General features: G+C 45.1%; 3 protein-coding genes. 2 read left to right on the plus strand and 1 reads right to left on the minus strand.

What is annotated here, in order from left to right; translation table 11 throughout:
• Together ACTXGO_RS13270 and rpiA are read left to right on the plus strand one after the other, a co-directional pair.
• The coding region (locus ACTXGO_RS13270; protein WP_443574853.1) for an ArsB/NhaD family transporter at positions 1–210 on the plus strand (210 nt) is incomplete at its 5' end.
• A 180-nt stretch (positions 211–390) separates the two neighbouring features.
• Entirely contained in the window at positions 391–1,050 is a 660-nt protein-coding gene (gene rpiA, locus ACTXGO_RS13275) for a ribose-5-phosphate isomerase RpiA (protein WP_443574854.1), read from the plus strand.
• Between the two features lie 94 nt (positions 1,051–1,144).
• Here the strand turns inward: rpiA and ACTXGO_RS13280 are convergent.
• Positions 1,145–1,699: Rossmann-fold NAD(P)-binding domain-containing protein (locus tag ACTXGO_RS13280; RefSeq protein WP_459112931.1), on the minus strand; the 555-nt coding region annotated here is incomplete at its 5' end.

Raw genomic sequence — 1,699 nt, forward strand, 5'->3', positions numbered from 1 at the left:
TATGCCAACGTCATTGGCAACGATTTGGGACCAAAGTTTACGCCCATCGGTAGCCTTGCGACCTTGTTATGGCTACATGTGTTGGCAGAGAAGGACTATAAAATCAGCTGGGGGCAGTATATGAAAATCGGCCTGCTTATCACGCCGCCAGTATTGTTAGCGACGCTGTTGGCTTTGGTGTTTTGGTTGCCAATGCTACCGAGTTATTGAGAAAATAGTGAGAAGCTATTTATAAGTCATTTAAAGGATATCAGTTACGGTTAGAATACCTCATTATTAGAATTGGTTTTACGCTGACATGTATCAAAGTCATCAGTTATAATAGCCGCATTTTACCTTTTATAGACTTTAATTTTTTAGACGTTACGTTTATTCTGCCAAGGATTTATGATGAGTGATCAGCACGCACAAAAACAAGCCGCAGCCCGCGCGGCGCTAAGTTATATCGAAGATAATATGATACTTGGCGTAGGGACAGGCAGTACGGTGAACTGTTTGATTGAGCTATTGCCGCAGGTCAAGCTTGCTGGCGCGGTGGCCAGCTCGCAGGTCACTGAAGACAAGCTCAGAGCATTGGGCATCGAGATTGTTGATTTAAACTTTGCAGGCACACTTGATGTCTATATCGATGGTGCTGATGAAGTTAATGCCCATTTACAATTGATTAAAGGCGGTGGTGGTGCACTGACTCGTGAAAAAATCGTCGCTGCAGCGTCCAATAAGTTTATCTGTATGGTTGATGAGAGTAAGAGTGTCGATATTCTAGGTCGCGCATTCCCAGTCCCAATCGAAGTATTACCACAGGCACGCTCCTACGTTGCTCGGCAGTTGGCTCGTCTAGGCGGTGAACCTGTTTATCGTGAGGACTTTGTTACCGATTATGGTAATGTGATTTTAGATACCTATGATTTGGATGTCAGCAATCCGGTAGCGCTTGAGAAAGAGTTGAACAATATTGTGGGTGTGGTTTGTAATGGTATCTTCGCCGCTAACCAAGCTGATATTCTCCTAAAAGCGAGTAGTAATGGCGTTGAGACTTTAAAACGTTAGAATTTTAATAAGCAGTATACATTTTTCGCTTTACTAAAAAAGGCAGACTACCATAAGTAATCTGCCTTTTTGCTGTCCGCTGTAACGCATAAAACTAAGAAAGTAGTTTAATCTTATCTTTAAGTAAAAACTCCATCAATGCCTTTTGTGCATGCAAGCGGTTTTCAGCCTCATCCCATACTACTGAGCGTGGATCATCTAGCATATCGTACGATATCTCCTCACCGCGATGGGCCGGCAAGCAGTGCATAAAGATGACATCAGGGTCAGCTTTGTCAAGCAGTGACGGCGTGACTTGATAAGGCGCAAAACGGCGCGCGCGGGTGTTTTGCTCAGACTCTTGACCCATGCTTGCCCAGACATCAGTGACAATAAGGTTGGAGTCTTTGGCAGCGTCTTGCACGTTTTCGACTAAGCTTACGCAGTGCGAAAAACGTTTCATCAGATCGGTGTTAGGCTCAAAGCCATAAGGCGCGGCAACGCGTAGCTCAAAGCCGAACTGATTCGCCGCTTGCATAAAGGAGGCGCACATATTATTGCCGTCGCCAACCCAAGTGACGATTTTGTTCTCGATACTACCGCGATGCTCATAAAAGGTTTGCATGTCGGCGAGCAATTGGCAGGGATGAAAGTCATCGGTCAACGCGTT

The organism is Psychrobacter sp. T6-1 (genome assembly GCF_052258445.1).

Coding starts and splice junctions, on each gene's coding strand:
- rpiA (WP_443574854.1), top strand. CDS start 391: ATGAGTGATCAGCACGCACAAAAACAAGCCGCAGCCCGCGCGGCGCTA.